Annotated in this window: 26 protein-coding genes; 20 read left to right on the top strand and 6 right to left on the bottom strand. The window is 72.6% G+C overall.

What is annotated here, in order from left to right:
- Window positions 1–74: 74 nt before the first annotated feature.
- From ACFYZL_RS25135 to ACFYZL_RS25100, 8 genes are all read left to right on the top strand, one after another.
- Complete coding sequence (locus ACFYZL_RS25135) at window positions 75–1,022, top strand: TauD/TfdA dioxygenase family protein (protein ID WP_384744161.1); 948 nt, start codon at window positions 75–77, stop codon at window positions 1,020–1,022.
- A gap of 20 nt (window positions 1,023–1,042) precedes the next feature.
- Window positions 1,043–1,600, top strand: a complete 558-nt coding sequence (gene ssuE, locus ACFYZL_RS25130; RefSeq protein WP_384744159.1) for an NADPH-dependent FMN reductase — start codon at window positions 1,043–1,045, stop codon at window positions 1,598–1,600.
- Window positions 1,601–1,630: 30 nt separating this feature from the next.
- Entirely contained in the window at window positions 1,631–2,677 is a 1,047-nt protein-coding gene (locus ACFYZL_RS25125; protein ID WP_388681802.1) for an ABC transporter substrate-binding protein, read from the top strand.
- A gap of 6 nt (window positions 2,678–2,683) precedes the next feature.
- Window positions 2,684–3,508, top strand: a complete 825-nt coding sequence (locus tag ACFYZL_RS25120) for an ABC transporter ATP-binding protein (RefSeq protein ID WP_388681799.1) — start codon at window positions 2,684–2,686, stop codon at window positions 3,506–3,508.
- Window positions 3,509–3,612: 104 nt separating this feature from the next.
- A complete protein-coding gene (locus ACFYZL_RS25115) occupies window positions 3,613–4,530 on the top strand; it encodes an ABC transporter permease (RefSeq protein WP_388681796.1) in 918 nt (305 codons plus the stop codon).
- Between the two features lie 145 nt (window positions 4,531–4,675).
- The gene (locus tag ACFYZL_RS25110; RefSeq protein WP_384744152.1) at window positions 4,676–6,007 is read left to right on the top strand and encodes an LLM class flavin-dependent oxidoreductase; all 1,332 of its coding nucleotides are present in this window, start codon (window positions 4,676–4,678) and stop codon (window positions 6,005–6,007) included.
- A complete protein-coding gene (locus ACFYZL_RS25105) occupies window positions 6,004–7,575 on the top strand; it encodes an FAD-dependent oxidoreductase (protein WP_388681792.1) in 1,572 nt (523 codons plus the stop codon). Before ACFYZL_RS25110 ends, ACFYZL_RS25105 begins: the two co-directional genes overlap by 4 nt.
- Window positions 7,572–7,925 (top strand): ferredoxin family protein, encoded by a 354-nt coding sequence (locus tag ACFYZL_RS25100; RefSeq protein WP_384744149.1) that lies wholly within the window; start codon window positions 7,572–7,574, stop codon window positions 7,923–7,925. The genes ACFYZL_RS25105 and ACFYZL_RS25100 overlap by 4 nt, the downstream gene beginning before the upstream one ends.
- A gap of 64 nt (window positions 7,926–7,989) precedes the next feature.
- Here the strand turns inward: ACFYZL_RS25100 and ACFYZL_RS25095 are convergent, their stop codons facing one another.
- Window positions 7,990–8,910 (bottom strand): NADP-dependent oxidoreductase, encoded by a 921-nt coding sequence (locus ACFYZL_RS25095; protein WP_384744147.1) that lies wholly within the window; start codon window positions 8,908–8,910, stop codon window positions 7,990–7,992.
- Window positions 8,911–8,946: 36 nt separating this feature from the next.
- Complete coding sequence (locus ACFYZL_RS25090; protein WP_384744145.1) at window positions 8,947–9,684, bottom strand: DUF2470 domain-containing protein; 738 nt, start codon at window positions 9,682–9,684, stop codon at window positions 8,947–8,949.
- A gap of 158 nt (window positions 9,685–9,842) precedes the next feature.
- Here ACFYZL_RS25090 and ACFYZL_RS25085 point away from each other — a divergent pair, with 158 nt between their 5' ends.
- The 4 genes from ACFYZL_RS25085 to ACFYZL_RS25070 all read left to right on the top strand — a co-directional run bounded on the left by ACFYZL_RS25085 (window position 9,843) and on the right by ACFYZL_RS25070 (window position 12,736).
- Window positions 9,843–10,238: a cell division protein SepF gene (locus ACFYZL_RS25085; RefSeq protein ID WP_344166147.1), complete on the top strand. Its 396-nt coding sequence runs from the start codon at window positions 9,843–9,845 to the stop codon at window positions 10,236–10,238.
- A 172-nt stretch (window positions 10,239–10,410) separates the two neighbouring features.
- The gene (locus tag ACFYZL_RS25080) at window positions 10,411–11,667 is read left to right on the top strand and encodes an ATP-binding protein (RefSeq protein ID WP_388681863.1); all 1,257 of its coding nucleotides are present in this window, start codon (window positions 10,411–10,413) and stop codon (window positions 11,665–11,667) included.
- A 73-nt stretch (window positions 11,668–11,740) separates the two neighbouring features.
- Window positions 11,741–12,127 carry a nucleotide pyrophosphohydrolase gene (locus ACFYZL_RS25075; protein WP_384744141.1) on the top strand — a complete coding sequence of 129 codons (387 nt, stop codon included), beginning with the start codon at window positions 11,741–11,743 and terminating at the stop codon, window positions 12,125–12,127.
- Between the two features lie 123 nt (window positions 12,128–12,250).
- On the top strand, window positions 12,251–12,736 hold the full coding sequence (locus ACFYZL_RS25070) for a DUF6099 family protein (protein ID WP_384744139.1): 486 nt from the start codon (window positions 12,251–12,253) through the stop codon (window positions 12,734–12,736).
- A gap of 100 nt (window positions 12,737–12,836) precedes the next feature.
- On the opposite strand, the gene ACFYZL_RS25065 is transcribed toward ACFYZL_RS25070, so the two are convergent.
- Window positions 12,837–13,106 (bottom strand): hypothetical protein, encoded by a 270-nt coding sequence (locus ACFYZL_RS25065; RefSeq protein ID WP_384744137.1) that lies wholly within the window; start codon window positions 13,104–13,106, stop codon window positions 12,837–12,839.
- Window positions 13,107–13,424: 318 nt separating this feature from the next.
- Between ACFYZL_RS25065 and mmuM the strand changes: the two genes are divergently transcribed.
- The 6 genes from mmuM (at window position 13,425) to argF (ending at window position 21,532) form a co-directional block, all read left to right on the top strand.
- The gene (gene mmuM / locus ACFYZL_RS25060; RefSeq protein WP_384744136.1) at window positions 13,425–14,330 is read left to right on the top strand and encodes a homocysteine S-methyltransferase; all 906 of its coding nucleotides are present in this window, start codon (window positions 13,425–13,427) and stop codon (window positions 14,328–14,330) included.
- A gap of 59 nt (window positions 14,331–14,389) precedes the next feature.
- Complete coding sequence (locus ACFYZL_RS25055) at window positions 14,390–15,874, top strand: 3' terminal RNA ribose 2'-O-methyltransferase Hen1 (RefSeq protein WP_388681784.1); 1,485 nt, start codon at window positions 14,390–14,392, stop codon at window positions 15,872–15,874.
- Entirely contained in the window at window positions 15,871–18,429 is a 2,559-nt protein-coding gene (locus tag ACFYZL_RS25050; protein WP_388681781.1) for a polynucleotide kinase-phosphatase, read from the top strand. The genes ACFYZL_RS25055 and ACFYZL_RS25050 overlap by 4 nt, the downstream gene beginning before the upstream one ends.
- Window positions 18,430–18,628: 199 nt before the next feature.
- On the top strand, window positions 18,629–19,135 hold the full coding sequence (locus ACFYZL_RS25045) for a hypothetical protein (protein WP_384744130.1): 507 nt from the start codon (window positions 18,629–18,631) through the stop codon (window positions 19,133–19,135).
- Between the two features lie 44 nt (window positions 19,136–19,179).
- Window positions 19,180–20,409: an arginine deiminase gene (locus tag ACFYZL_RS25040; protein ID WP_384744129.1), complete on the top strand. Its 1,230-nt coding sequence runs from the start codon at window positions 19,180–19,182 to the stop codon at window positions 20,407–20,409.
- Between the two features lie 106 nt (window positions 20,410–20,515).
- The gene (argF, locus tag ACFYZL_RS25035; RefSeq protein WP_384744127.1) at window positions 20,516–21,532 is read left to right on the top strand and encodes an ornithine carbamoyltransferase; all 1,017 of its coding nucleotides are present in this window, start codon (window positions 20,516–20,518) and stop codon (window positions 21,530–21,532) included.
- Here argF and ACFYZL_RS25030 read toward each other — a convergent pair whose 3' ends face one another.
- Window positions 21,533–21,943: an ATP-binding protein gene (locus ACFYZL_RS25030; protein ID WP_384744125.1), complete on the bottom strand. Its 411-nt coding sequence runs from the start codon at window positions 21,941–21,943 to the stop codon at window positions 21,533–21,535.
- Window positions 21,944–22,177: 234 nt separating this feature from the next.
- On the opposite strand from ACFYZL_RS25030, the gene ACFYZL_RS25025 reads away from it, so the two are divergent.
- Together ACFYZL_RS25025 and ACFYZL_RS25020 are read left to right on the top strand one after the other, a co-directional pair.
- The gene (locus ACFYZL_RS25025; RefSeq protein ID WP_384578268.1) at window positions 22,178–23,005 is read left to right on the top strand and encodes an enoyl-CoA hydratase family protein; all 828 of its coding nucleotides are present in this window, start codon (window positions 22,178–22,180) and stop codon (window positions 23,003–23,005) included.
- Window positions 23,006–23,010: 5 nt separating this feature from the next.
- The gene (locus tag ACFYZL_RS25020; RefSeq protein ID WP_388681860.1) at window positions 23,011–25,245 is read left to right on the top strand and encodes a bifunctional salicylyl-CoA 5-hydroxylase/oxidoreductase; all 2,235 of its coding nucleotides are present in this window, start codon (window positions 23,011–23,013) and stop codon (window positions 25,243–25,245) included.
- Here the strand turns inward: ACFYZL_RS25020 and ACFYZL_RS25015 are convergent.
- Complete coding sequence (locus tag ACFYZL_RS25015) at window positions 25,229–25,681, bottom strand: hypothetical protein (protein ID WP_384744123.1); 453 nt, start codon at window positions 25,679–25,681, stop codon at window positions 25,229–25,231. The genes ACFYZL_RS25020 and ACFYZL_RS25015 overlap by 17 nt on opposite strands.
- Window positions 25,678–26,517 (bottom strand): GNAT family N-acetyltransferase, encoded by an 840-nt coding sequence (locus tag ACFYZL_RS25010; protein ID WP_388681775.1) that lies wholly within the window; start codon window positions 26,515–26,517, stop codon window positions 25,678–25,680. Before ACFYZL_RS25010 ends, ACFYZL_RS25015 begins: the two co-directional genes overlap by 4 nt.
- Between the last annotated feature and the right edge of the window lie 87 nt (window positions 26,518–26,604).

Raw genomic sequence — 26,604 nt, 5'->3', positions numbered from 1 at the left:
CGTGCCGCGTACCTCCGTAGGCCTATTTCTTCCGCAGCGGAAATAACTGCCGCAGCCCAGTCCAGGGAGCACCCATGACCACCGTCACCACCTCCACCACCGTCACCAGGATCGGCGGCCGCATCGGCGCCGAGATCGGTGGCGTGAAGCTCGGCGGAGACCTCCCCGAGGCGACCGTCGCCGAGATCCGGGACGCGCTCCTCGCGCACAAGGTCGTCTTCTTCCGCGACCAGGACCACCTCGACGAGGCCGGCCACGAGGCCTTCGCCCAACTGCTCGGCGCACCCGTCGCGCACCCCACCGTCCCCTCCGCGGACGGCCGTTACGCCCTCGGCATCGACTCGCACCACGGCGCCCGCGCCAACCAGTGGCACACCGACGTCACCTTCGTGCCCGCGTACCCCGCCTTCTCCATCCTGCGCGCCGTCACCATCCCCCCGTACGGCGGCAACACCCTCTGGGCCAACACCGCCACCGCCTACGCCAACCTCCCGGCGCCCCTGCGGACCCTCGCCGACGGCCTGCGCGCCCTGCACTCCAACGAGTACGACTACGCCGCCCTCAAGCCCGACGCGGTGCCCGAGGCCCTGGCGCAGTACCGCGAGGTGTTCACCTCGACCAGGTTCCTCACCGAGCACCCGGTGGTCCGCGTCCACCCCGAGACCGGCGAACGCACCCTGCTGCTCGGCAACTTCGTCCAGCGGATCGACGGCTTCACCGGCCGGGACTCCCGGGCCCTGCTCGACCTCTTCCAGGCCCACATCGAGAGCCCGGAGAACACCGTCCGCTGGCAGTGGCGGGCCGGCGACGTCGCCATCTGGGACAACCGCGCCACCCAGCACTACGGCGTGGACGACTCCGACGACCACGAGCGCACGCTGCGCCGCGTGACCGTCGACGGGGACGTCCCGGTCGGCCCCGACGGAGAGCCCTCGCGACTGATCACCCCGGAGTCCGTCCCGGACCCGGCCTTCGGCATCGCCTCCGGCGCGTCCACCACCACTGCCACCACCGCCGCCTGACCGTCCCGCAAGGAGCCCCCGTGCCCAGCCTGCTCGCCATCACCGGCAGCCCCTCCGCCCACTCCCGTACCGCCGTGGTCGCCGAACACGTGCTGGGCCGCCTGGCCCACTCCGGCTTCGAGACCGCGCACCTCTCCGTACGCGACCTGCCCGCCGCCGATCTGCTCGCCGCCCGCCGCGGCGAGCCGGAGATCCGCCGGGCCCTCGAAGCCGTGGCCGAGGCCGACGGCCTGGTCATCGCGACCCCCGTCTACAAGGCCTCGTACACCGGTCTGCTCAAGGCGTTCCTCGATCTGCTCCCGCAGGACGGACTGGCCGGCAAAACGATCCTGCCGCTGGTCACCGGCGGCAGCCTCGCCCACGTCCTGACCATCGACTACGCCCTGCGCCCGGTCCTGTCCGCCCTCGGCGCCCGACACGTCACCGCCGGCCGGTTCGTCCTCGACTCCACCGTCGAGCGGGGCAACGGCCCCGACCGGCTGCGGCCCGAGGCGGAGCTGGACCTCTACCAGGCCGTGGACGAGTTCGCCGACGCCCTGCGCTCCGTCCCCGCCACCGCGCTCACCGCCGCCCCGTAACCACGCAACCCGTACCGACAAGGAACCGTCATGGCCGCAGCCTTCACCTCGACCTCCACCTCCCGTCGCCAGTTCCTCACCCTGCTCGGCATCTCGGCGGCCGCGGTGAGCTGCGGCACGGCCACCGCCAACGGCGGCGGTTCGGGCTCCGGCTCGGGCTCCCAGATCAAGACCCTGAAGTACCAGGGAGCCGTCGGCTCGGTCTCGCTCCCCGAACTCGCCGCCGACCTCGGCTACTTCGAGGACGTCAAGCTCGAATGGGTCGGCAACACCATCAGCGGCCCGCAGGACATCCAGTCCGCCGCCACAGGCCAGACCCACTTCGGCAGCGCCTTCAACGGCGCCGTCATCAAGCTCGCCGCCGGCAACGCCCCGATCAAGGCCGTCATCTCCTCCTACGGCTCCGACCAGTACTCCTACGGCGGCTACTTCGTCCTGGAGGACAGCCCGATCCGCTCCGCCCACGACCTGATCGGCAAGAAGGTCGGCATGAACACCCTGGGCGCGCACTACCAGGCCATCCTCGACATCTACCTGGGCCGGGGCGGCCTCTCCAAGGCGGACGCGGCCAAGGTCGAGCCCCTCGTGGTGCCGCCCGTCAACACCGAACAGGTACTGCGCCAGAAGCAGATCGAGGTCGGCGTGCTCAGCGGCATCCTGCGCGACAAGGCCCTCGCCACCGGCGGCATCCGCCCGCTGTTCACCGACACCGAGCTGCTCGGCCCGTTCAGCGCGGGCACCTACATCATGACCGAGCGCTTCATCAAGCAGAACCCGGACACCGTACGGACCTTCACGACCGGCGTCGCCAAAGCCATCGAGTGGTCCCGCACCACCCCGCGCGAGGAGGTCGTCGCGCGGATGACGGAGATCGTCAAGAAGCGCGGCCGCAACGAGGACACCGCCGCCCTGCAGTACTGGCGCTCCTACGGGATCGCCGAGCACGGGGGCCGGATCCCCGACAAGTCCTTCCAGCTGTGGCTCGACTGGCTCGGCGAGCGCGGCGAGATCAAGAAGGGCCAGTTCAAGCCCTCCGACCTCTACACCAACGAGTTCAACGGCTTCGGAAAGGGCTGACCGGACATGGCGAAGATCGTGTTCGAGGGGGTGGGCAAGACCTTCCCGGCCAAGAACAAGAGCCGGGGCAGGCAGGAGTTCACCGCCCTCGACGGCATCGACCTGGAGATCGAGGCGGGGGAGTTCGTGGTGGTCGTGGGCCCCAGCGGCTGCGGCAAATCCACCCTCCTGGACCTCCTCGGCGGGCTGTCCCGGCCGACGTCGGGGCGGATCCTGCTCGACGGCGAGCCGATCACCGGGCCGGGTCTGGACCGGGGCATCGTCTTCCAGCAGTACGCGCTGCTGCCGTGGCGGACGGCGCTCGGCAACGTCGAGTTCGGCCTGGAGGCCACGGGCGTGCCCAGGCGCGAACGCACCGACCGAGCACGGGAGTTCCTGGACCTGGTCGGACTGAGCGGATTCGAGGACCGGCATCCGCACGAGCTGTCCGGCGGCATGCGCCAGCGCGTCGCCATCGCCCGCTCACTGGCGTACGACCCGGACGTGCTGCTGATGGACGAGCCGTTCGCCGCGCTCGACGCGCAGACCCGCGAGTCCCTCCAGGACGAGCTGCGCCGCATCTGGCAGCGCACCGGCAAGACCGTCGTCTTCATCACCCACGGCATCGAGGAGGCGGTCTACCTCGGCCAGAGGGTGGCCGTGATGACCTCGCGCCCGGGACGCGTCAAGGAGATCGTCCCCGTCTCCTTCGGTGAGCGGAGCGCCGGTCTCCAGGGCGAGGAGCTGCGCTCCAGCCCCGAGTTCGCCCGCTACCGCCACGAGGTCTGGACCCTGCTCCACGACGAGGTGGCCCGCGCCCAGCAACTGGAGAAGGAGGAGGCCACCGTATGAGCACCGGAACCGACACCACCGTCGACACCACCACCGTCGGCACTGCGACTGCGACTGCGACTGGGACTGGGACTGCGACTGCGACCGCGACTGGGACTGGGACTGTGACTGGGACTACGGCCGTCGAAGCCCCCGCGCCGGAGCCGGCCGTCCGAGCCCCGGCCGACGCGGTGCGCGACTCCGCGTCCGAGGCTGCTCCCGGCGCCGGGGAGGAGGACCGTCCGACTCCGGCTGCCGCCCGGCAGCCCCTGCGGGCCGTGGGCAGGTGGCTGCGCGCCGCCGCACTGCGCTCGGCGGCCCTCCTCGCACTGCTCGCCGTATGGGAGTCCGCGCCGCGGCTGGGCCTGGTCGACGCCACCTTCCTGCCGCCCTTCAGCGTCGTCGCGCAGGCGTGGTGGGACCTCCTCGGCAACGGCCAGCTCGCCGAGCACACCTCGGCCAGTCTCACCCGCTCCTTCGGGGGCTTCGGGATCGCCGTCGTCGTCGCGGTCCCGCTCGGCCTGCTCATCGGCTGGTACCGGCCGGTCGCCGCACTGCTCGGGCCGCTGCTGGAGGTGTTCCGCAACACCGCGGCCCTCGCCCTGCTGCCGGTCTTCGTGCTGCTGCTCGGCATCGGCGAGACGTCGAAGGTCTCGATCGTCGTCTACGCCTGCGTGTGGCCGATCCTGCTGAACACCATCAGCGCCGTCGGCAACGCCGACCCCACCCTCGTCAGGCTGGCCCGCTCGATGGACCTGTCCACCCCGAGGCTCTTCCAGAAGGTGATCCTCCCGGCCTCGGTGCCGGTCATCTTCACCGGGATCCGGCTCGCCGGCGCCGTCTCCATCCTCGTACTCGTCGCCGCCGAGATGATCGGGGCGAAGGCGGGGCTCGGCTACCTGATCAACGCCTCCCAGTTCAACTTCGCCATCCCGCAGATGTACGCGGGCATCATCACCATCTCCGCCATCGGGGTGGCCTTCAACCAGCTGCTGGTCACCGTCGAACGTCGCCTCAGCCTCTGGCGCGTCCCGGCCGCCTGACGCCGTTCGCCTCCCGGCGGGGGCGGCGTCCGACAGCGCGGTCCCGCGGCCCCGGCCCCCCGTTCGGGGCCGGGTCCGCCCGACCGCCTCCCGTAACCGCCCCCGCCCCGCCCGCTCCGCCCCTCTTCCCACCCCAGGAACAGTCATGACCGCATCCCGCACCCTCCACCTCAACGCGTTCCTCATGAACGCCGGGCACCACGACGCCGCCTGGCGGCACCCCGACAGCACCCCCGAACGGGCCACCGACCTCGCGTACTTCCAGGAGCTGGCCCGCACCGCCGAGCGGGGCAGGCTCGACTCGATCTTCTTCGCCGACGGGGTCGCCCTGTGGGGCAAGGCCCGCTACAACGCCCTCGGCGGGTTCGAGCCGATCACCCTGCTCTCCGCGATCGCCGCCGTCACCGAGCACATCGGGCTCATCGCCACCGTCTCCACCACCTTCAACGAGCCGTACAACCTGGCCCGGAAGTTCGCCTCGCTCGACCACATCAGCGGCGGCCGCGCCGGCTGGAACATCGTCACCTCCGGCAGCGTCGACGAGGCCCGCAACTTCAACCGGGACGAGCACCTGGAACACGCCCGCCGCTACGAGCGCGCCCGCGAGTTCCTCGACGTCGCCACCAAGCTCTGGGACAGCTGGGAGGACGACGCGATCGTCCTCGACAAGGACCGAGGCATCTACGCGGACACCGACAAGCTCCACCCCGCCGCCCACCGCGGCGAGCACTTCGGCGTCGCCGGCCCGCTCAACGTGCCCCGCTCGCCGCAGGGATACCCGCTCCTCGTGCAGGCCGGCTCCTCCGAGGACGGCAAGGAGTTCGCGGCCCAGTACGCGGAGGCCGTCTTCACCGCCCAGCAGACCCTCGCCGACGGCCAGACCTTCTACAAGGACCTCAAGTCCCGGCTCGCCCGCCACGGCCGCGCCGAGGGCGACCTGCTCGTGCTGCCCGGCATCGCCCCCGTCATCGGCTCCACCGAGGCCGAGGCGAAGGCCCTGGAGCAGCAGCTCACCGACCTCCAGATCCCCGAGTACGGCCTCGCCCAGCTCTCCGGGATGCTGGGCGTGGACCTCACCGGTCTGCCCCTCGACGGCCCGCTGCCCGATCTCCCCGAGGAGCGGGACATCAACGGCAACAAGAGCCGCTTCACCCTCGTCGCCGAGCTCGCCCGCCGCGACGGGCTGACCCTGCGCGAGCTGATCGCCCGCCTCGGCGCGGGCCGTGGCCACCGCACCTTCGCCGGCACGCCCGAGCAGATCGCGGACCAGCTGGAGGAGTGGTTCACGCAGGGGGCCGCCGACGGCTTCAACATCATGGCCCCGATCCTGCCGACCGGCCTGACCGACTTCGTCGACCACGTCGTGCCGATCCTCCAGCGCCGCGGCCTCTTCCGCACCGAGTACACGGGCCGCACCCTCCGGGAGAACTACGGCCTGCCGCGCCCCGTCAACCGGTACACGAAGGAGTCGGCGTGAGCGAACACCTCGCCGACGTACTCGTCGTCGGCGGCGGGCCCGCCGCCACCTGGGCCGCCCTGAAGGCGGCCCGGGCCGGGGCCCGCGTCGTCCTCGCCGACAAGGGCTACTGCGGTACGAGCGGCGCCACCGCCGCCGGGGGCACCGGCGTCTGGTACGTCCCGCCCCAGCCCGAGGCCCGTGAGGCCGCCATGGCGAGCCGCGAGGGCCTCGGCGGATACCTGGCCGACCGCCGCTGGATGGCCCGCGTCCTGGACGAGACGTACGAACGGATGAACGAGCTGGCCGTCGCCGGCCGCTACCCGTTCCCCACCGGCCCCGACGGGCGCCAGCTGCGCGGCGGCCTCCAGGGCCCCGAGTACATGCGGCGGATGCGCATCCGGATCCGCCGCGCCGGGGTGCGGATCCTGGACCACAGCCCGGTCACCGAGCTGCTCACCGACCCGGACGGGGCCGTCGCAGGGGCCGCGGGCTACCGCCGCCAGGCCCGCGAGACGTACCGGGTCCGGGCCGGCGCCGTGGTCCTCGCCACCGGCGGCTGCGCCTTCCTCAGCGGGGCGCTCGGCACCAACACCAACACGGGCGACGGAGCGCTGTTCGCCGCCGAGGCCGGTGCGGAGCTCTCCGGAATGGAGTTCTCCAACGCCTACGGGATCGCCCCCGAGGGCACCTCCGTCACCAAGACCGCCTTCTACTCCTTCGCCACCTTCTACCAGGAGGACGGCAGCGTCCTGGAGGGCGCCGCCAGTCAGGGGGGTCGCTCGGCCATCGCCCGCGAACTGCTCACCGGGGCCAAGGTGTACGCCCGCCTCGACCGGGCCGACGAGCCGGCCCGGGTGGCGATGCGCAATGCCCAGCCGAACTTCTTCCTCACCTTCGACCGCCTCGGCATCGACCCCTTCAGCGACCGGTTCTCCGTCACCCTGCTCGCCGAGGGCACCGTCCGCGGCACCGGCGGCATTCGGATCACCGACGACGACTGCGCCACCGGGGTGCCCGGCCTGTACGCCGCCGGCGACGCGGCCACCCGCGAGGAGATCTGCGGCGGCTTCACCGGAGGCGGCAGCCACAACGCCGCCTGGGCCATCTCCTCGGGCAGCTGGGCCGGCCGGGCCGCGGCCCTGCACGCGCTCGCCCTCGGATCGGGGCACGCCGGGTCCCGCCCCGTCAGCGGCGCCGGCGGAGCGGGAGTGCGGCCGACGGGGACCCCCGGACCCCCGGGGGAGCACCGCGCGGCCGTGGCCCTCGTACAGGAGGAGGTGCTGCCGTACGACAAGAACTACCTGCGCCGCGGTGATGTCCTGGCCGCGTCGCTGAGCTCCCTCGACGAGGCCTGGTCGCGGCTGCGTTCCTCGCTCCACGGCGAGGGCGCTGAGCTGGTCAGGGCCCGGCAGGCGGCGGCGATGACGGCGCACGCGCGCTGGATGTACGCGGCCGCGCTCGCCCGGACCGAGTCCCGGGGCATGGCCAGGCGTCTGGACCACCCCGGTCAGGATCCGGCCCAACACCACCGGATCACGGTCGGCGGCCTGGACCGGGTGTGGACGCGGGCGGCGGTGGCGGCGTGATCGAACTGGTTTCGGCGGAGCGTTGCATAGCCTGCGACAAGTGCGTGGAGGTCTGCCCGACGGACGTGTTCGAGCGCGGTCCCGACGGGATCCCGGTCCTGGCCCGGCAGGAGGACTGCCAGACCTGCTTCCTGTGCGAGGCCAACTGCCCGGTGGACGCGCTGTTCGTGTCCCCGCTGACCCGGCCGGCGCCGGAGGACCCGGCCGTACGGGACGAGGCCGGGCTGGTGCGCCGGGGGCTGCTCGGCAGCTACCGGCGCGAGATCGGCTGGGGCGAGGGGCGAACGCCCGGGGCGCTGCGGGCGGTCGGGCCGTCCCTGGCGCCGGCGTCGCCACCGATCACTTCCTGAGGGGCAGGAGCCGGAAGAGACGGCTTGGGGGCGGTCCGCCGTGGGCCGCCCCCTCGCGCGTGCGTCAGACCGTCAGGACGATCTTGCCGCGGGTGCGGCCGGCGGCGCTCAGCTCCCAGGCCTTGGCGGCCTCGGCGAGCGGCAGCGCGTGCTCCACGTTGACGGTGAGCTTGCCGGCGTCTGCCAGTTCGGCCAGGAAGGTCAGGTCGGCGGTGTCGGGGCGCACCCACAGCTGGTGGGCGCCCTTGGCGGCGGCCTCGTAGTCGGCGATGGAGACGACCCGCTCGCGCTCCTTGACCAGCGACTGGAGGATCTCGACGGCGCCCTCGCCGTAGAAGTCCAGGCCCGCGTCGATGCCTTCGGGCGCCAGCTCGCGGATCCGGTCCGCCAGCCCCTCGCCGTAGAGCACGGGCTCGGCGCCGAGCGAGCGCAGGTAGTCGTGGTTGTGGGCGCCCGCCGTGCCGATGACGCGCAGGCCGAGCGCGACGGCGATCTGTACGCCGAAGGAGCCGGTGCCGCCGGCCGCGGAGTGGATGACGACGGTCTCGCCCGCCTTGAGGCCCACCCGGGTGAGGGACTGGTAGGCCGTCAGACCGGCCAGCGGGATGCCGGCGGCCTGCTCGAAGGTGAGCTCGCGGGGCTTGCGCGCGAGGGTGCGGACGGGGGCGCTGACCAGTTCGGCGTAGGTGCCGAGCTCCACCCATTCCTTGCGGACGTAGCCGTACACCTCGTCGCCCACGGCGTGGTCGAAGGTGTCGGGGCCGACGGCCTCGACGACACCGGCGACGTCCCAGCCGGGTATGACGGGGTGGCGGACTTCGAGGATCGGGTCGAGGTATCCGGCGGCGAGCTTCCAGTCCACCGGGTTGACGCCGGCGGCCTTCACGCGGACGAGCACCTCGCCCGGTCCGACCTTGGGCTGCGGCACCTCAACGAGCTTCAGGGAGCCGGGAGTTCCGTATGCGTCGTACGTAATCGCTTTCATGATCAACCCCAACGGGGCGACCCGCGCGGCTATTCCTCAGGCGGGGAGGGTGTTGTGGTGCGAGCGCCGCCGGGCCGCGCTGATGAGCGCCTGGATCTGCGCGCCGGACTGTTCGACGTGGTCGAGCGGGGAGGGGAAGGGCAGTCGCACGTCGTGGTGGCCGCGCCGTTCCTCCAGGCGCAGGGTGATCCCGTACCGGTCCAGGGCCACCGGCAGCGCGCGGACCATGGCGGCGGTGGGCAGCGGCCGGACCAGGCGCAGGAGCAGGGTGACGAGGTCGGGGTGGTCGTCCTGGAGGTGGGTGAGCATGCCCGCCTCGTAGGGGGCGAGCGGGTCGGGGACGGCGGCGTCCAGCTCTTCGAGTCCGGTGTACGTGACGCCGCGCGAGGTCTCCAGGACGGCTTGGCCGAACTCCATGCAGGTGGAGTCGGCGGATTCGTCGGAGTAGGGGGTGAGGAGCCGGCCCAGCAGGGTGACGCGGGCGCGCACCCGGTCGCGTACGGGGGTGGGGGCGATGTCGGTGAACTCCAGCCGGATGGCGGGCTGGTGCCTGTGCTCGTGTCCGTGCCCGTGTCCGTGACCGCCGTCGTGCCCGTGGGCACCGTCCGGTCCGGCGGGGTGCAGGTGCAGGCGGCCCATCGGGTCGGAGCCGTCGAGGTGGCGGACCTCGCTGCGCAGGCCGTCGGTGACCACGGTCATGGAGTGGGCGGCGGCCAGCACGGACCGGATCAGTTCGGCGTCGGTGGGGGCGCAGTGGGCACCGGACACGCGCATCGGGTCTCTCCATCCTCCGAGGATTACTTAGGTATGCCTAACCTAACCTACTCCTCCTTTCGGGGGTAGCCGGGGTGGCTCGTGTCGGTGTTGGGCTGAACGGGTGAAACGCGAGAGGATGGGGGGATGCACAAGAAGCCAACGGTCGAGGCGGCCCGGTGAGCAGGTACGACGTCACGGACGAACAGTGGGAGGGGCTCGCGCAGGTGGTCCCCCTGCGCAGCCGCAACGAATGGCCCTCCCGGGTGGACCACCGCACGATCCCCAAGGCGCCCGGCGCGTCGGCGGCGGAGCAGCGGCGCTTCGTGGTGATCCGGGTCCAGATCTTCGCGGACGCCCGGGAGGTGGCGGAGTACCTGATCGCACAGATCCCGGTACTGCTCGACCTCACCGGAGCGGACGGCGAAGTCGCCAAGCGCATCCTGGACTTCAGCAGTGGCGTGGTCTTCGGGCTGGGCAGCGGGATGCACCGGGTGGACCGGAACGTCTTCCTGCTGGCGCCCGTCGGCACGGAGGTCGAGGGGATCGCGGCCGCGGCCGTCCCCCGATCGTAGGAAGGTCCGTACGAGGTAACGGTTCGCCGGACCCACGGGGCACCCGGCGGCCCGTACCGTCCGCCGCATGGACGCCACCCTGCCCGCGGCAACACCCCGCCCCGCCCCCGTTCCCCCGTTAGTCGACGCCCCGTCACGCCCGGCCGAAGCGCAACCCTCGGCCGGGCCGGGCATGCCGCCGGCCTCGCCGGTCACGGCCCCGACGACCTCGCCGGTCACCGGGCCGCCGGTCTCGCCGGTGGCCGCGCCGCCGGTCACCGGCCCGCCGGTGTCGGCCGCCTCGGCGTCGCCGCCCGCGCAGCGGCATCTGCGGGCCGTCATCACCGAATTGCGGCTCTCCGCCTTCGGCCCGCACCGGGCGGCGGTGTTCCCCGTGGGGCCCGTCACCCTCTTCGCCGGGCCCAGCGGCAGCGGGAAGTCCCAGGTCCTGGCCGCCTACGAGGCCCTCGCCGCGCTCGGTTCCGGGGCCGCGCTGGAGGAGGCCTTCCCCGACGCCCGCGCCCGCATCCCCGACCGGGCCGTGCCCGACGCGGAACGGCGGCGCGGGTTCCGGCTCGGCTGCACGGTCGACGGCCCCGCCGGGCCGGTCCGACTCGACCTCGCCGTGCAGGCCGAGCCCGCCCTGCGGATCGTCGGCGAACGGCTCTCGCAGGACGGGCAGATCCTGCTCGCCACGGCCCTGCGCGACCCGGGCCGCCGCTCCGTGCAGGCCGCCTGGCTGACCGGCGGCTCCGTCGGCGTCACCCGGGCTCCGCTGCCCGACGACCGCCTCGGCACCGCCCTGCTCCCGCTGCGCGTCGCCGGGTCCACCGCCGGACAGCGGCAGGTGCTGGCCGCGGCGGAGCAGGTGGTGGTGGCCCTGCGCTCGGTGTTCCCCTGCGACCCCGGCCCGGACCGGATGCGCGCCCCCGTACCGCCCGGCGAGGGCCGGCTGCTGCGGGACTGCGCCAACCTGGCCGACGTACTGCGCCGGACCCGCCACGAGTGCGGCACCCGCCACGCGCTGCTGACCGAGGCGGCCCGTACGGCCTGCCCGGGCACGGTCGCCGGGTTGGACGTACGGGCCCCCGCGGGCGGCGCCCCCGTCACCGCGGTGCTGGACCGCGGCCCCGGCCGGCCCGCCACGGAGCTGGCCCGCCTCGGCTCCGGAGAGCTGCGCTTCCTCGCGCTGGCGCTCGTCCTGCTGACCGGACCGGGCGTGCTCGCCATGGACCCGGCCGCCGAACTGCCCTCCGCACGGCAGGTGCTGACCGTGCTCGCCGACGACTTCGACCGCGGCCTCGACCGCCGCCAGAGCGCGGAGCTGCTGCGCCTGGCCCTGCTCTCCTGCGGTCGCGGACACGTGCGGCTGGCGGCCTCCGTGGGCGAGGCGACCGCCGACGCCGCCCGCCGCCTCCCGGGCGTCGCGGTGGTGGACCTGCCCGCGTGACCGCCCCACCGCGCCGGCGGAGGCTACGTTGGTGCCCCCGGCCGAGGCCGGGGGAACGTTCGAGGAGGCTGGGATGAACGACACGCACGACGCCCGCGAACCGCGGCCCGAGGAGAGGCTGGACCTGCTGCGCCGCCGCCTCGTGGACTTCGCGGCCGCGCGCGGCTGGGAGCCGTACCACACGCCCAAGAACCTGGCGGTGGCGCTCAGCGTGGAGGCGTCCGAACTGGTCGAAATCTTCCAGTGGCTGACGCCCGAACAGTCTGCGAAGGTCATGGAGGAACCGGAATCCGCCCATCGCGTGGCCGATGAGGTGGCCGATGTGCTCGCGTATCTGCTGCAGTTCTGTGAGGTCCTGGGGGTGGATGTGCTGGATGCGCTCGCCGCGAAGATCGAGAGGAACGAGCTCCGCTTCCCCGTGCCCGGCCCTCCGGCACCGAATCGTCACTCTTCGGAGTGATGGCGTCATCCACAATCACGTTTCTGTCCACATTTTCCGAATACCCCTGGCTTTACTGGCCGGTTGCCCTCACTCTGGGTAGTGGTGAGAACGGCGGGATGTCGTGCGGACGGGGGACGGCATATGGATGCGGTACGGCTCATCGCGGCCGGCCGGCACGCGCTGGCACAGAGTGGGGCTGCGTGGGACATCGTGGGCGAGGCCTGGCAGGCACAGGCGCTCGCACAGGGCATAGGGGGCTACCTGGCGGCCACCGGGCCGCAGGAGCTGAGATCGGAGGCGCGGGGGCTGGGGGAAGCGGGAAGCAGAGGATGCGGGGTGCTCGACAGAGCGGCCCTGCGCGGCGAGGGCATCGCACCCGAACGACCGCCGAGAGCAGCGCAGTTGAGCGAGATGTCGGATGTCCGGCAGGCGCTGCTCGGACTGCAGGCGCTGCTGGGTGAAGTGGGCATAGCCCTGGTCGGGGTGGCCTGCGGGACGGATGACGAGACCCTGTACTGGCAGTGCATAGAGTCGATCGACGCGGCCGACGAGTCGAGCGACCGGGTACGGGCGCTGCTGCGGCGGATGACGGTCCGTGAGCGGGGGTCCGCCTCGGGCGTGGCCTGACGGGCGTGACCGAGGGGTACGGCCCGGCGGGCCGTTCGGCGAGGGCGGTGGCCCGGCCCCGGCGGCACGGGTCCCGCCGCGCGCGACGGGACCCGCCCGGTCAGTACGCCCGGTGCGCCGGGAGCTCGGTCTCGGAGCCCGCGCCGGAGCCGGCGGCCGGAGCGCGTTCCGTGGAGGACTGGAGGTCGGCGTCGAGTCGGGAGAGGTCGGCGTTCAGCGCCGCCATCAGCTCTTCCATCTGCTGGAGCAGGCCCTTCGGCGCGCCACCGCCCTGGGCGGGCACCGCGGGCTCCTGGTGTGCGTGGTCGTGTGCTGCCTGTCCGGTCTGGCCGGTGAGTCGGTGGGGCTCCGGCACGGACTCGTGGGACATGGCGGCCTCCTCGGCCCTGGCCCCTTCCGGGGGTGGAAGGGTGCGGTGGACGCACCGGCGAAGGGGCCGCCGGCGCGCGGGCCGGGCGGTCCGGCTCCCTCCGAGCAACGATCCCCGTCCGGGCTGGTCACTGGCGGGATCGGGGACCGACACATCCGGTTGACGAAGATTCACTCGGCAGGGGTGGGGCGGACCGCACGGCGCGACGACGCCGTGCGGCAACGTGCGGGTGAACCCGACTCGCACGCGACATACGTCACCATCCGGGACAATGAGAGGACGGTCATGTCACCCACACGCCGAACGAGGTAGCACCCGATGCCACGCGCGTCCGGCCCGCTGGTCAGGGCCCTGAAGCACAGGACCCTGCTCTTGGACGGCGGGCTGAGCAACCAGCTCACCGCCCAGGGCTGCGACCTGTCCGGTGGCCTCTGGTCGGCCCGGGTGCTCGTCGAGCGGCCCGACCAGGTGGAGGCCGCCCACACCGCCTACGCACGGGCCGGCGCCGAGGTGCTGATCACCGCGAGTTATCAGGTCGGGTACGAGACCTTCGCCGCCCAGGGCCACGATCGGGCGCAGACCTCCGCCCTGCTGCGCCGCAGCGTCGACCTCGCGGCCCGCGCCGCCGAGGCGGCGGAGCACGAGGTCTGGGTGGCCGCCTCGGTCGGCCCGTACGGGGCGGTACTGGCGGACGGCTCCGAGTACCGCGGCCGGTACGGGCTGAGCGTGCGCGAGCTCGTCGCCTTCCACCAGCCCCGCGTCGAGGCCCTGCTCGACGCGGGCCCGGACGTCCTCGCCCTGGAGACCATCCCCGATCCGGACGAGGCCGAGGCCCTGCTGACCGTCCTGGCCCGGACGGGCGCACCGGCCTGGCTGAGCTACACCGTCGCGGACGGCCGCACCCGCTCCGGCACCCCGCTCCCCGAGGCGTTCGCCCTCGCCGCGGGCTCCCCGCAGGTCATCGCCCTCGGCGTCAACTGCTGCGACCCGGCGGAGGTGCTCCCCGCCCTGGAGGCCGCCGCCGGCACCACCACGAAACCGCTCGTGGCCTACCCCAACGACGGCTCCGTCTGGGACGCGACGGCCGCCACCTGGCACGAGCCCGACACCGAGGCCCCCTGGCCCACCACCGCCTGGCGCGACACCGGAGCCCGCCTCATCGGCGGCTGCTGCCGCATCGGCCCGGTCCGCATCGCGGCGCTGGGCGAGACGTTCCCGTCGTAGCAGATCAGGCGCGGAAAACACGTTGGCCGGGCCCGGAGCGCCGAACCATACTCGGACGTGTGTTCCTGACGATCTCCACCACCGGTACCCCTGAACGACCCGCGACCGACCTGGGCTTCCTGCTGCACAAGCATCCCGGGAAGATCCAGGCGTTCTCCACCTCCCACGGCAACGCCCACGTGTTCTATCCCGAGGCCACGGCCGAGCGGTGCACGGCGGCCATGCTGCTGGAGGTGGATCCCGTCGCGCTCGTGCGGCGCGGGCAGGGCAAGGGCCGGGGTGGCGCTCCCGACGCGGCGCTCGCGCAGTACGTCAACGACCGCCCGTACGCCGCCTCCTCGCTGCTCGCCGTCGCGCTCAGCGGGGTGTTCCGCAGCGCACTGAAGGGTCAGTGCACCGCGCGGCCGGAGCTGCCCGGGGAGAAGCGGCCGCTGCGCGTCGAGATTCCCGCACTGCCCGCACGCGGCGGGGCCGCGCTCGTGCACCGGCTGTTCGACCCGTTGGGCTGGGACCTCGTGGACGTGGAGCCCGTACCGCTCGACGAGCGGTTCCCCGAGTGGGGGGACTCCCGGTACGTGCGCCTCGTACTGGAGGGCGAGCTCAGGCTCGCCGACGCCCTGCGGCAGCTGTACGTGCTGCTGCCGGTCCTCGACGACGCCAAGCACTACTGGATCGCGCCCGACGAGGTCGACAAGCTGCTGCGCGCCGGAGACGGCTGGCTCGCCTCCCACCCCGAGCACGGGCTGATCAGCTCCCGCTACCTGGCCCGGCACAAGCGGCTGACCCAGGACGCGCTGGAGCGCCTGGAACTGGTACGTCTCGCCGAGTCCGACGGCAGTGAGGTCGAGGAGCTCGACAACGCGGTCGACGACGAGATCGCGGAGCGGTCCGTGCCGCTCGCCGTCAAGCGGCGCGAGGCGATCCTCGCCGCGCTGCGGGCCGCGGGCGCGGCACGCGTCCTCGACCTCGGCTGCGGACAGGGGCAGTTGGTGCAGGCCCTCCTCAAGGAGGTGTCGTTCACCGAGATCGTCGGCATGGACGTGTCCGTGCGGGCGCTGAACCTGGCCGCCAAGCGGCTGCGGCTGGAGCGGATGGGCGAGCGGCAGAGTTCGCGCGTCACGCTCATGCAGGGTTCGCTCGCCTACACCGACAAGCGGCTGGCCGGCTACGACGCGGCCGTGCTGAGCGAGGTCATCGAGCACCTGGACCCGGAGCGGCTGCCCGCCCTGGAGTACGCGGTGTTCGGCTCGGCCCGCCCCCGCACCGTCCTCGTCACCACTCCGAACGTCGAGTACAACGTCCGCTGGGAGACCCTGCCCGCCGGGCAGGTCCGCCACGGCGACCACCGCTTCGAGTGGACCCGCGAGGAGTTCCGCGCCTGGGCCGGCGGCGTCGCGAACCGGCACGGCTACGGCGTCGAGTTCGTCCCCGTCGGCGACGACGACCCCGAGGTCGGGCCGCCGACCCAGATGGCCGTCTTCACCCAGACCGACGCCACCCCCGACTCCACCACCGATACCCCGAAGGAGGGCGAGGCGGCATGACCACCGGCACCGAAACCCACAAGCACCGTGTACTTCCCGTCACCGATCTGTCCCTCGTCGTCCTGATCGGGGCCACCGGATCGGGCAAGTCCACCTTCGCCCGCAAGCACTTCAAGCCGACGGAGGTCATCTCCTCCGACTACTGCCGGGGTCTCGTCTCCGACGACGAGAACGACCAGAGCGTCAGCCGCGACGCCTTCGACGTCCTGCACTTCATCGCCGGCAAGAGGCTGGCCGCGGGGCGCCTGACCGTCGTCGACGCGACGAGCGTCCAGGCCGAGGCCCGCCGGGGCCTGGTCCGGCTCGCCCGCGAGCACGACGTACTGCCCATCGCCATCGTGCTCGACATGCCCGAAGAGGTCTGTGCCGAACGCAACGCGGCCCGCCCCGACCGGGCCGGACTGCCCCGCGCCGTCATCCAGCGCCACCGCCGCGACCTGCGGCGCTCCCTGCGCGGTCTGGAGCGCGAGGGTTTCCGCAAGGTGCACGTACTGCGTTCCGTCGAAGAGGCCGAGAGCGCCGAGGTCGTGCTGGAGAAGCGCTTCAACGACCTCACCCACCTCACCGGCCCCTTCGACATCGTCGGTGACATCCACGGCTGTTCGTCGGAGCTGGAGACGCTGCTCGCCAAGCTCGGCTACGAGGACGGCGTCCACCCCGAGGGCCGCACCGCCGTCTTCGTCGGCGACCTCGTCGACCGCGGCCCCGACAGCCCGGGCGTCCTGCGCCGCGTCATGGGCATGGTGAAGTCCGGCAACGCCCTGTGCGTGCCCGGCAACCACGAGAACAAGCTCGGCCGTCACCTCAAGGGCTCCAAGGTCCAGCGGACCCACGGGCTCGCCGAGACCATCGCACAGTTGGAGAAGGAGCCGGAGGAGTTCGTCCGCGAGGTGCGGGAGTTCATCCGCGGCCTCGTCAGCCACTACGTGCTCGACGGCGGCAAGCTGGTGGTCTGCCACGCCGGCCTGCCCGAGAAGTACCACGGCCGCACCTCCGGCCGGGTCCGCTCGCACGCCCTGTACGGGGAGACCACCGGCGAGACGGACGAGTTCGGCCTGCCCGTGCGCTACCCGTGGGCCGAGGACTACCGCGGCAAGGCCGTCGTGGTCTACGGCCACACCCCGGTCCCCGACACCGCGTGGATCAACAACACGATCTGCCTGGACACCGGCGCGGTCTTCGGCGGGAAGATGACCGCCCTGCGCTGGCCCGAGCGCGAACTGGTCGACGTACCGGCCGAGAAGGTCTGGTACGAGCCGGTCAAGCCGCTCGCCGCCGAGGTGCCCGGTGGCCATGACGGCCGCCCGCTCGACCTGGCCGACGTACAGGGACGCCGGGTCGTCGAGACCCGGCACCTGGGCAACGTCAACGTGCGCGAGGAGAACGCGGCCGCCGCCCTGGAGGTCATGAGCCGCTTCGCGGTGGACCCGCGCCTCGTCCCGTACCTGCCGCCGACCATGGCGCCGACCGAGACGTCGCGGGAAGACGGCTACTTGGAGCACCCGGCCGAGGCCTTCGCCCAGTACCGCAAGGACGGCATCGCCCAGGTGGTCTGCGAGGAGAAGCACATGGGCTCCCGCGCCACCGTCCTGGTCTGCAAGGACGCCGACGCGGCCCGCGAGCGCTTCGGTGTGGACGGGCCCACCGGCTCCGTGTACACCCGTACCGGGCGGCCGTTCTTCAAGGACCCGGGGGTCACCGAGGAGGTCCTGAACCGGCTCCGTTCGGCCGTCACCGACGCCGGCCTCTGGGAGGAGCTCGGCACGGACTGGCTGCTGATCGACGGGGAACTGCTGCCCTGGTCGCTGAAGTCCACCGGCCTGCTGCGCAACCAGTACGCCGCCGTGGGCGCCGCCTCCGGCGCCGTCTTCCCGGGTGCGCTCGCCGCACTGGAGGCGGCCGCCGCCCGGGGCATCGACACCGGCGAGCTGCTGGAACGCCAGCGGGGCCGGGCCGCCGACGCGGCGGCGTTCACCGAGGCGTACCGGCGCTACTGCTGGACCACCGACGGGCTGGACGGCGTACGGTTCGCGCCGTTCCAGCTGTTGGCGGCGGCCGGGCGTTCGCTGGCCGCCGTACCCCACGACGAGCAGCTGTTCTGGTTGGACCGGCTGGTCGCCGCCGACGAGGCCGCGGGGACGGGGCTGCTGCGCCGCACCGGCCGGATCCTCGTGGACACCGCGGACGAGGCCTCCGTACGGGCCGGCACCGACTGGTGGCTGGAACTGACGGCCGCCGGCGGAGAGGGCATGGTCGTCAAACCGCTCCAGGCGTACGCCCGGGACGCCAAGGGCCGTCTCGTGCAGCCCGGCGTCAAGGTGCGCGGACGCGAGTACCTGCGGATCATCTACGGCCCGGAGTACACCCGTCCGGACCACCTGGAGCGGCTGCGGCAGCGCTTCCTCGGGCACAAGCGCTCGCTCGCGCTGCGCGAGTACGCGCTCGGTCTGGAGGCGCTGGACCGGCTGGCCGCCGAGGAGCCGCTGTGGCGGGTGCACGAGGCCGTCTTCGCCGTACTCGCCCTCGAATCGGAGCCGGTCGACCCCCGGCTCTGACACCGGATCACCGAGGGCACATGTCGAAGGCATGGGCCGCCGGCCGCCCGGAGCGTCAAGCCGAGACCTCCGGGCGGCCCCTCTTTAGGTCGTATGGGGGAACTTTCGTCGAGAACGCCGGGAAACCACCCGGCGGGATCGTTCATCCAGGGCAGCGGAGTGTCCGCGACCCTGGAAGGACGGAACGTCACCTATGAAGATGACCGCGCGCGGAAGCATTGCGGCGCTCATGACCTGTATGGCCGCGGCCGGCGCTGCCACCCCGGCCGTCGCCGACTCGGTGCCGGTCGGTGTCCCCCTGGACGCCGTGAAGACCACGCTGGGCGTGGACACCCCCCGCGTGGCCACCGGGATCCCGGTGCCGGTCGTCGGAGCGCCCGAAACGCCGGTCCAGCACATGGGGGACATGCTTCCGACCCCGGTGCTCCCGACGGTTCCGCTCAGCACCGAGCTCGGCCGTACGCTCGTCTCCACGCCCGTCCCGAACCTGCTGGGCGACCCGGCGACGGACGGCGAGGGCTCCCTGACGGCCCCGGACACGGACATGCGCGCCCACACCCCCGGCGCCGTCGTCGGCTCCCCGCTGACGATGCCGAACGCCGCCAACTACGGTCTGCCGGACGTCACCCTGCCCAAGCTGGGCGTCGTGGCCCCGGAACTCGTCGGCGCGCCGTCGGCGCTTCTCGGCCTCACTCCGGCCCGCTGAGCCGACGCCGGATCAAAGCCGCCCCGTCTGGGAACGTGTACGGCATGGGATTCCACGTCGACTCCGAGACCGGGCGGCTCCGCCGCGTCATCCTCCACCGGCCCGACCTGGAGCTGAAGCGGCTCACACCGAGCAACAAGGACGCACTCCTCTTCGACGACGTGCTGTGGGTGCGCCGGGCCCGCCAGGAGCACGACGGCTTCGCGGACGTGTTGCGCGACCGGGGGGTCGCGGTCCACCTCTTCGGCGACCTGCTGGCCGAGGCCCTGGACATCCCCGAGGCGAGACACCTCGTACTGGACCGGGTCTTCGACGAGAAGGAGTACGGGCCGCTCGCCACCGATCACCTGAGGTCGGACTTCGACGGGCTGTCCTCGGCCGAGCTGGCGGAGGCGCTGGTCGGCGGGATGACCAAGCGCGAGTACCTGGAGCGGCACGCGGAGCCGCTGTCGGTGCGCTTCCACGCCCTGGATCTGGACGGCTTCCTGCTGGGGCCGCTGCCCAACCACCTCTTCACCCGGGACACCTCCGCCTGGATCTATGACGGCGTCTCCATCAACGCGATGCGCTGGCCGGCCCGGCAGCGCGAGACCGTCCACTTCGAGGCGATCTACCGGCACCATCCGCTCTTCACCTCCTCCGGGGCCTTCCACTACTGGTCGCAGGGGCAGGCGGACTACCCCTCGACGATCGAGGGCGGTGACGTGCTGGTCATCGGCAACGGCGCGGTGCTGATCGGGATGAGCGAACGGACCACCCCGCAGGCCGTGGAGATGCTGGCGCGGGGTCTGTTCGCCGCCGGCTCGGCGCGCAGCATCGTGGCCCTCGACATGCCGAAGCGGCGGGCCTTCATGCACCTGGACACCGTGATGACCATGGTCGACGCAGATACGTTCACCCAGTACGCGGGGCTCGGCATGCTCCGCTCCTACACGATCGAGCCGGGCGCCGTCCCGGGGGAGTTGAAGGTGACCGACCATCCGGCGGAGCACATGCACCGGGCGATCGCGGCGGCCCTCGGCCTGGACTCGATCCGGGTGCTGACCGCGACCCAGGACGTGCACTCGGCGGAGCGCGAGCAGTGGGACGACGGGTGCAACGTGCTGGCCGTGGAGCCGGGGGTGGTCGTCGCCTACGAGCGGAACGTGACGACCAACACCCACCTGCGCAAGGAGGGCATCGAGGTCATCGAGATCCCGGGCAGCGAGCTGGGCCGGGGCCGGGGAGGGCCGCGCTGCATGAGCTGCCCGGTGGAACGCGACGCGGTGGCCTGAGCCGCGCCGACGGTTCCATGAGGCGGCGATCACTTTTCCGTATATCAATGCAGGGGATCGTATAGACTTCCATCACCCCTTGTCACGATGATGCTGGAGCGACCCCATGGCCATCGACCTCACCGGCCGCAGTTTCCTCAAGGAGCTCGACTTCACCGCCGCCGAGTTCCGCGGTCTGGTCGAGCTCGCCGCCGACCTGAAGGCGGCCAAGAAGGCCGGGATCGAGCAGCGCCGGCTCCGGGGCAGGAACATCGGCCTGATCTTCGAGAAGACCTCGACGCGCACGCGCTGCGCCTTCGAGGTCGCCGCCGCCGACCAGGGCGCCCACACCACCTACCTCGACCCCTCCGGCTCCCAGATGGGCCACAAGGAGTCGGTCAAGGACACGGCCCGGGTGCTGGGCCGGATGTTCGACGCGATCGAGTACCGGGGTGACAGCCAGGACACCGTGGAGGAGCTCGCCGCCTACTCCGGCGTGCCCGTCTTCAACGGCCTCACCGACGACTGGCACCCCACGCAGATGCTGGCCGACGTCCTCACCATGACCGAGCACAGCGCCAAGCCGCTGGAGCGGATCTCCTTCGCCTACCTCGGTGACGCCCGGTTCAACATGGGCAATTCCTACCTGGTGACCGGCGCGCTGCTGGGCATGGACGTGCGGATCGTGGCGCCGAAGGCCTACTGGCCGACCGAGCCGGTGGTGGCCGAGGCGCGCAGGCTCGCGGCGGAGAGCGGTGCGCGGATCACCCTGACCGAGGAGATCGCGGAGGGCGTCGCCCAGGCCGACTTCGTCCTTACGGACATCTGGGTGTCGATGGGCGAGCCCAAGGAGGTCTGGGACGAGCGGATCGCCGCCCTGTCCCCCTACGCCGTCACCATGGACGTGCTGCGCGCCACCGGGAACCCGGACGTGAAGTTCATGCACTGCCTGCCGGCCTTCCACGACCTCGGCACCAAGGTGGCCCGGGAGATCCACGAGAGCCACGGGCTGGACTCGCTCGAAGTGACGGACGAGGTGTTCGAGTCGGAGCACTCCATCGTCTTCGACGAGGCCGAGAACCGGCTGCACACCATCAAGGCCGTACTCGTGGCCACCATGGCGAAGTCGACGTCCGGCGCATAGTCATACGCGCGCGGGCAGGGTGAACCACACCGCCTTGCCATGCGCGGTGCGGCGGTGGCCGCAGGAGGAGCTGAGGGCCCGGATCAGCAGCAGGCCGCGGCCGTGCTCCTGCCACGGGTCGGGGTGGTGCTCGTCCGGGCGGGCCGTCAGGTCGCCGGGCGGCTGCGGGTCGCCGTCGTGGACCTCGACCTGGCAGCCGTTGTCCAGGAGTTCCACGACCAGTTCGATCGGGGCGCCGCGGTCGGTGTGCTCCACGGCGTTGGCGACCAGCTCCGCGGTCAGCAACTCCGCGGTGTCGCTGTCGGCCGGCGCGTCGACCTCGGCCAGCGCGGTGCGGACGAGTGCGCGGGCCATGGGCACGGCGGCGGCCGTGTGCGGCAGGGGGATCCTCCAGGCGGGGAGGTCGGACAAGGTGGAACCCTCCGTTCGGTGAGGGTGGCGGCGCCTGTGTCGTGTCGACAGGTACTGGATTCAACGATACGAAGTCGAAAGATCTTCCTGTAGGGCACCCCGGAGGGGCTCGGGGGGACCATGGTCGGCAAGAGGTCTGGACCATTGGCGTGTGTGGCGCCCTGAGGGTGATCGCACCGCAGGCGTGTTGCGCTTCCGTGACGGCAGTCAGGAATCGGTGATACCGTCGATGTCGTGAGCCCCTTCACCGGTTCCACAGCAGCGACCGAACGGTGGCACCACCTCCGCCTCACCCGGCAGGACGGCGTCGCCACCGTCACCTTCGACCGCCCCGAGAAGCTGAACGCGCTCACCTTCGGCGCCTACGCCGACCTGCGCGATCTGCTCGCCGAACTCTCCCGCGACCGCTCCGTGCGCGCCCTCGTGCTCGGCGGAGAGGGACGCGGTTTCTGCTCCGGCGGAGACGTGGACGAGATCATCGGCGCCACCCTGGCCATGGACACCTCCCAGCTGCTCGACTTCAACCGGATGACCGGCCAGGTCGTGCGGGCCATCCGGGAATGCCCCTTCCCGGTGATCGCCGCCGTACACGGAGTGGCCGCCGGAGCCGGAGCCGTCCTCGCGCTCGCCGCGGACTTCCGCATCGCCGACCCCACCGCCCGCTTCGCCTTCCTCTTCACCCGCGTCGGCCTCTCGGGCGGCGACATGGGCGCCGCCTACCTGCTGCCCAGGGTTGTCGGCCTCGGCCACGCCACCCGGCTGCTGATGCTCGGAGAACCCGTACGCGCCGCCGAGGCCGAGCGGATCGGCCTGCTCAGCGAGCTCACGGAAGAGGGCAAGTCGCTCGTCCGGGCGAACGAACTCGCGCTGCACCTGGCCTCGGGCCCCGTACTCGCCTACGCGCAGACCAAGGCACTGCTCACCGCCGAACTCGACATGCCGCTGGCCGCGTCGGTGGAGCTGGACGCCGCCACCCAGGCCCTGCTGATGAACGGCCGGGACTACGCCGAGTTCCACGCCGCCTTCACCGGGAAGCGGCCGCCGCAGTGGCAGGGCAGGTAGCCGCCATGCGGGTGGCCGTCGTCGGCGGCGGACCCGGCGGGCTCTACACGGCCGCGCTCCTCGCCCGGCAGGGCCACACCGTCGAGCTCTGGGAGCGGGGCGCCCCCGACGACACCTTCGGATTCGGCGTCGTCCTCTCCGACGAGACCCTCGGCGGCATCGAACGGGCGGACACCGTCGTCCACGCCGCCCTCGGCGCGGAGTTCGTCCGCTGGGACGACGTGGAGATCGTGCACAGGGGCCGACTGCTGACCTCCGGCGGCCACGGCTTCGCCGCCATCGGCCGGCGCCGGCTGCTGGAGATCCTGCACGAGCGCTGCGCCGGGCTGGGCGTCCGGCTCCGGTTCCGGACGGCGGCCCCCGACCCCCGCGACCTCTCCGCCTCGTACGACCTGGTGGTCGCCGCCGACGGCGTGCACAGCGCCATCCGCGAGGCCGGGGCCGCGCACCACCGGCCGTCCGTGACGCCCGGGCGCTGCCGCTACATCTGGCTCGCCGCCGACTTCGCCTTCGAGGCCTTCCGCTTCGAGATCGCCGAGACCGAGCACGGGGTCATGCAACTGCACGGCTACCCCTACTCGGCCGACTCCTCCACCGTCATCGTCGAGATGCGCGAAGAAGTGTGGCGGGCCGCCGGTTTCGACCTGTGCGACGAGACCGAGTCCGCAGCCCGCTGCGCCAAGACCTTCAGCGAGGCCCTCCACGGGCGGCCGCTGCGCGGGAACCGCTCCACGTGGACGCGGTTCCGCACCGTCGTCAACGAGCACTGGTCGCACGGCAACGTGGTCCTGCTCGGCGACGCCGCCCACACCGCGCACTTCTCCATCGGCTCCGGCACCAAACTCGCCGTCGAGGACGCCCTCGCCCTCGCCGAAGCGGTGCGCGCCCACCCCGACGTACCGGCAGCGCTCGCCGCCTACGAGGCCGAACGGCGCCCCGCCGTCGCCAGTACCCAACGCGCGGCCGCCGCGAGCATGCGCTGGTTCGAGGAGATCGAGGGGTACGTCGGCCAGCCCGCCCGGCAGTTCGCCTTCAACCTCCTCACCCGCAGCCGCCGCGTCACCCACGACAACCTGCGGCTGCGCGACGAGCGGTTCACCCGGGCCGTGGAACGGGACTTCGGCTGCCCGGACGAGAACACCCCGCCGATGTTCACCCCGCTGCGACTGCGGGGCCTGACCCTGCGCAACCGGGTCGTCGTCTCCCCGATGGACATGTACTCCGCCGAAAGCGGCGTGCCGGGGGACTTCCACCTCGTCCACCTCGGCGCCCGGGCCCTCGGCGGCGCGGGCCTGGTGATGACCGAGATGGTCTGCGTCAGCGAGGAGGGCCGCATCACCCCCGGCTGCGCCGGCCTCTGGACCCAGGAGCAGGCCGCGGCCTGGAAGCGCATCGCCGACTTCGTCCACACCTCCGCCCCCGGCACCGCGCTCGGCGTCCAGCTCGGGCACGCCGGCCGCAAGGGCTCGACCCGGGTGATGTGGGAAGGCATGGACGATCCCCTCCCCGAGGGAAACTGGCCGCTGGTCGCCGCCTCCCCGGTGCCGTACCGGCCGGGCGTCTCGGCGGTCCCGCGCACCCTCGACGCGGCCGACCTGGCCGCGCTGCGCTCCGAATTCGCGGCCGCCGCCGTCCGCGCCGCCGACAGCGGCTTCGACCTGCTGGAACTGCACTGCGCCCACGGCTACCTGCTGTCCGGGTTCCTCTCGCCGCTCACCAACCACCGCGAGGACGCCTACGGCGGGACGCTGGAGAACCGGCTGCGCTTCCCGCTGGAGGTCTTCGACGCGGTCCGCGCCGTCTGGCCCGAGGACCGCCCGATGACCGTCCGTCTCTCCGCCACCGACTGGGCGCCCGGCGGCACCACCCCCGAGGAGTCGGTGCGGATCGCGGCCGCCTTCGCGGAGCACGGCGCCGATGCCATCGACGTCTCCACCGGACAGGTGGTCGCGGACGAGACCCCCGAGTACGGGCGCTCGTACCAGACCCCCTACGCCGACCGGATCCGGAACGCCGTCGGCGTCCCCGTCATCGCCGTCGGCGCCATCTCCTCCTGGGACGACGTCAACTCCCTGCTCCTGGCGGGCCGCGCCGACCTCTGCGCGCTGGGCCGCCCCCACCTCTACGACCCGCACTGGACCCTGCACGCGGCCGCCGACCAGTCCTACGAGGGCCCGGCCGCGCCCTGGCCCGCGCCCTACCGGGCGGGCAGCCGCAAGCCGCCTAGCGGCCGGGGTTGAGGCATTCGTGGCACAGGCACGGCTGGGGGTGGTGCCAGTCGAGCCAGCGCTCGCTGCGCAGGGCCCTGGCGTGCCGGTCCATGTACGCAGCCGTCCGTGCCGCGTCCGCTTCGGCCGTCCGGCCCCAGAAGTGGGACCACTCGGCGGCCCGGAGCACGGCCGGGCTGCGGACGAACTTCGGCCGGAAGGTGTGCAGATGGCGGGCGTGGACGTACGCCTCGACGTAGCGGGGGGAGTTCCGGGGCCGGCCGACGACCATGCACACGTCCCGGCCTTCCGCGAAACAGTAGACGTACAGCTTGGAGCCGCCCTTGAAGGTCTTCGTGCCCGGACGCTGACCCTGGCCGCCCTCACCGCAGCGGCGCCACTCCACCACGTTCGCCACCAGCATCCAGCACGGTTCCGGCGTCTCGTCCGGCTCGGCGGGCGTGCTCATGCCGCGACCACCTCGGCCCGGTCCTCGACCGGGATGTAGCCCAGGCGCAGGTAGACGCCGTTGCTCGTCGGGTTCGCCAGGTCCGTGAAGAGCAGCACCTCGGAGGCGCCGGCCGCGTACGCCGCTCGGCTCGCCGCGTGCGTGACACCGGCGGCGTAGCCGCGGCCGCGGACCGCGGGCGGGGTGTAGACCGACCCGACGCGGGCGGCCGAGCCGATCGGGCGGGTGAAGGAGGCGAGGGAGACGGGCACCCCGGCATCCTCCCAGAGCAGGACCCCGCCGTACGAGAGCCGGTCGCGCAGGCCGGCCTCGGAGCCCGTGCCCGGCAGGCCCAGCTCCGCGTCGTAGGCCTCGATCCACTCCAGCAGGAGCGGAAGGTCCTCCTCGGTGGCGAGCCGCGCCCGCCCGGACGGGGCGGGATCCGGGTCGACGAGCCCGGCCAGCCGGTAGAGGCGGTTCTCCTCCGCGAGGCGGGTGGGTCGCCCCCACGCCGCGGCCAGCGTGTCCGTGTCCCGGCGCCGGGCGCTGATGCCGTCGACCCCGGCGAGCAGCGGCTCGGTGGTCAGGGCGGCCGCGAGGGCGAGGACCGCCTCCTCGGGAAGCGCGCCGAGCTGCAGGGGGTGGGGAGGCGTGCACAGCAGGGCCCCTGAGACGGTGCCGTCGGCCCCGGTCCACCAGCCGAAGACCGGATCGGCGGAGCCGTACGCGTGCGGCCCGCGCCGTTCCAGTGCGGCGGCGACGGTGAGCAGGAGGGTGTTGGAGACGGGATGCGCGGCCACCGCCGGGCCCGTCGCGGCGAGATAGGCGTCGAGGTCGGAGCTGAAGGTCCAAGTCATGGCCCATCCTGGCGCGCCGAGCGAACCGCCCGCACCCGGATTTCCGCACCCGGATTTCCGCCCCGCGCCCGGATCCCCGCGCCCGGA

It is taken from the genome of Streptomyces sp. NPDC001717 (assembly GCF_042892775.1).
Lineage (GTDB): Bacteria > Actinomycetota > Actinomycetes > Streptomycetales > Streptomycetaceae > Streptomyces.
The sequence above is the reverse complement of the archived record's forward strand: the minus strand, read 5'-3'. Positions and strand labels throughout refer to the sequence as shown.